Annotated in this window: 3 protein-coding genes and 1 rRNA gene; all 4 read right to left on the reverse strand. The window is 68.4% G+C overall.

Going from position 1 to position 3,194, the window contains the following annotated elements:
* Window positions 1-1,844 (reverse strand): VacB/RNase II family 3'-5' exoribonuclease (locus tag OXN85_00165; GenBank protein MCY3598376.1); only part of this gene is annotated, 1,844 nt, incomplete at its 3' end.
* On the reverse strand, window positions 1,766-1,939 hold the full coding sequence (locus OXN85_00170) for a Trm112 family protein (GenBank protein MCY3598377.1): 174 nt from the start codon (window positions 1,937-1,939) through the stop codon (window positions 1,766-1,768). The genes OXN85_00170 and OXN85_00165, both read right to left, overlap by 79 nt.
* On the reverse strand, window positions 1,939-2,835 hold the full coding sequence (era, locus tag OXN85_00175; protein ID MCY3598378.1) for a GTPase Era: 897 nt from the start codon (window positions 2,833-2,835) through the stop codon (window positions 1,939-1,941). The genes OXN85_00170 and era overlap by 1 nt, the downstream gene beginning before the upstream one ends.
* A gap of 114 nt (window positions 2,836-2,949) precedes the next feature.
* A 16S ribosomal RNA gene (locus OXN85_00180) occupies window positions 2,950-3,194 on the reverse strand; the annotation flags it as partial.

Here is a 3,194-nt window from a genome sequence, read left to right on the forward strand (position 1 = left end):
AACCCGAAGCGGGCCGTGGCGCTGATCGTGCCCTCGAAGTGATCGCCCACATGCCGGTCCATGAACTCGACCTTCTTGAGTTCCACCGAATCCCGCTCCGCACGGGCCGCGTTCTCTTCGCGCGCCGAAGCCTGCCGGGCCGTCGTCGAGAGCCATTCCCTGTCGATGTCGCGAACGCTGCGCGGCTCCGCCAGCCAGCGAGCCAACTGCCGGTGGACGACGAGGTCCGGGTAGCGGCGGATGGGCGACGTGAAGTGGAGGTACGCCGGCGAAGCGAGCCCGAAGTGACCCTCGTTACGCGTCTCGTAGCGGGCCTTGGCGAGACTCTGCAGCACCTGCACCGAGATGACCGGCTCCTCCACCCTGCCCTTCACCGCGTCGAGCAGGCGCTGGAAGTCGCGCGGGCGCGGATTCCGCTGCGGAAAGGACAGACCGAACTCGCCCGCCAGGAGGCGGAGCGTGTCGAGCTTCTCGGGGTTCGGTTCCTCGTGGATGCGGTAGAGTACGGGCACCCCCTGCTCGATCGCCCAGTTCGCCACCGCTTCGTTCGCCGCGATCATCAGATCCTCGATGAGCCGGTGCGAGTCGAGCCGCTCGCGCCGCCGTACGTCGATGGGAGCCCCCTCCTCGTCGAGCAGGACCCGGGACTCCGGCAGGTCGAAGTCCAGACCGCCGCGCGCCCGGCGGCGTCGGCGGAAGCTTCGGCTCGCGTCGAGCAGCGCCCGAAGGTCCTCGCGCAGGCCCGGATCCCGCACCGTCGCCGACGTGCTTCCGCCGTCCAGCGCCTCCTGCGCCTCCTCGTAGGAGAGCCGGTGCGCGCTTCGGATGACGGCCCGGGCGAAGCGCGTCCCGCGGAGGGCTCCCCGGCGGTCGACGGTGAGGAAGGCGGCCAGCGTCAGGCGGTCTTCGCCGGGCACGAGCGAGCAGAGGCCGCTCGAGAGCGCGTGGGGGAGCATCGGCAGCACGCGATCCACGAGGTACACGCTCGTGCCGCGCTCCCAGGCTTCCGCGTCGAGGCGATCTCCCTCGCGTACATAGTGAGACACGTCTGCGATGTGAATGCCGATCCGCGCCCCGCCCTCCGCGAGCCTTGTAATGGAGATCGCGTCATCGTGGTCACGGGCGTCGGCGGGGTCGATCGTGATCACGCGGTCGCCCCGGCAATCCTCCCGTCCCTTGAGGTCCGCCGGCCGGATCCCGCGGGCGGCCAGGACCGCCGCCGCGTCCTCGACGGCTTCGGGGAACGCATCGCGGATCCCGTACCCCACCTGGATGGCGAGTACCGCCACGCCGGGATCGTCGGAGGGTCCGAGCACGCGTACGACGCGGCCCGCCGGGCCCGGACCCTTCTCTCCCCAGTCGGTGACCTCGACGACCGCGAGGTCGCCGGGTTCGGCTTCGCCGCGAGCGCGCACCGGGATGAACAAGTCGATGCCCGGTTTGGGCCGGGTCGCGGCGAGCCAACCGTGCCCGCGCTCGGCGCGGAACACGCCGACGACATGCCGATGGGCCCGGTCGAGCACCTCGACGATGGTCCCGCGGGGTCCGCGCCGTCCGCGGTCTTCGATCCGCACCGCGACGCGGTCGCCGTCGACGGCCGTGGCGAGATCGCGGGCGCGGACGAAGATGTCTTCGTCGCCCTCGTCCGGGATGACGAAGGCCGCCCCGCTCTCGATCCGTTGCAGCCGTCCGCTGAGTCGCCGGCGACCCCGGTGTCGGCCGCGGCCCCCGGATCGGCTGCGGCCCCCGGACCGGCCGCGGGGGGTCAGAGAGGCGTCGCCTCGTCGATGAGCATGATCGGGATCCCCTCGTCGACCTCGAACTTCAAGCGACAGGGGCGACAGAGCAGGGCTTCCTCTCCCTCCCCCACGCGGTACTCCAGTTCGCCCTTGCACTTCGGGCAGGCGAGGATCTCAAGCAGTCTGTCATCGAGGGGCATCAGTTCTCCTGCGCGGGAACGCGGAACCCGAGCACCCTAAGATGATGCGTTTTCTTCCGCCAGTTCGGGAGAACCTTGACCCGAAGCCGGAGGTAGACCCGCCGCCCGAGGAAGCGTTCGATCTTCAGGCGGGAGCGGGTTCCGAGCTTGCGGATCGTCCTTCCCCCGGCTCCCACGACGATCCCCTTCTGGGATTCCTTTTCCACGTAGATCAGGGCTTCGATGTACGTGGGCCTTCCCCCTTCCCGGTCGCGGAACTCCTCGATCCGGATGGCCACGGCGTAGGGAACCTCATCCGCCAGCTCCTCCAGACACGTCTCCCGGATCATCTCGGCGACGAAGTGCCGGACCGGCGCGTCGGAAAGTTCATCCACGGGATACAGGGCCGGTGACTCCGGAAGGCGGCCCAACAGGGCTGCGAGCACCTCGGGCACCCCCTCGCCGCTCGTGGCGCACGTCCCGTATACGCCGTGCCAGCCGCCGCTTGCGTATCGGGCCCGCAGCTCCTCGCGGCCGGACGTCTCAAGCCGATCGATCTTGTTGAGGCAGAGGATCTTCGGGACACCCACCGAATGCGCGAACTCGGCCGCCCAGGCGAGGCTCGCTTCGAACCCCGCGTCGGCCACGGCGAGGATGAGATCCGCGTCTTCCAGCGCCGAGAGCGCCTCTTCGCGCATCGACCGATGCAGGGTGTAGCGGGGCTCGAGGAGGCCGGGCGTGTCGATGAACACGGCCTGCGCGGCTTCGTCCGAGTAGATCCCAAGGAGTCGACGCTGGGTCGTCTGGGCCCTCGGCGTGACGGCCGCGAGCCGTTCTCCGAGGAAGGCGTTGAGCAGCGTGGACTTCCCGACGTTGGGAAGCCCGACGATGGCGACGAAACCGGCCCTGAAGGTCATGGGCGGACCACGGGTTGGAGCAGGCCGGCGATCGAGCCGGAAGGTTGAACAAGAAGGTGAGTGACTTGCAGGAGGTCCAGGTGCGCCTTTCTCATCGAAAGGACATCTCCCTAGAAAGGAGGTGATCCAGCCGCAGGTTCCCCTACGGCTACCTTGTTACGACTTAGCGCCAGTCACTGAGTTTACCTTCGACGGCTCCCTCCCGAAGGTTAGGCCACCGGCTTCGGGTACCCCCAGCTTCCATCGCTTGACGGGCGGTGTGTACAAGGCCCGGGAACGTATTCACCGTAGTATGGCTGACCTACGATTACTAGCGATTCCGGCTTCATGGAGTCGAGTTGCAGACTCCAATCCGAACT

The sequence above is a fragment of the Candidatus Palauibacter australiensis genome (assembly GCA_026705295.1).
GTDB lineage: Bacteria > Gemmatimonadota > Gemmatimonadetes > Palauibacterales > Palauibacteraceae > Palauibacter > Palauibacter australiensis.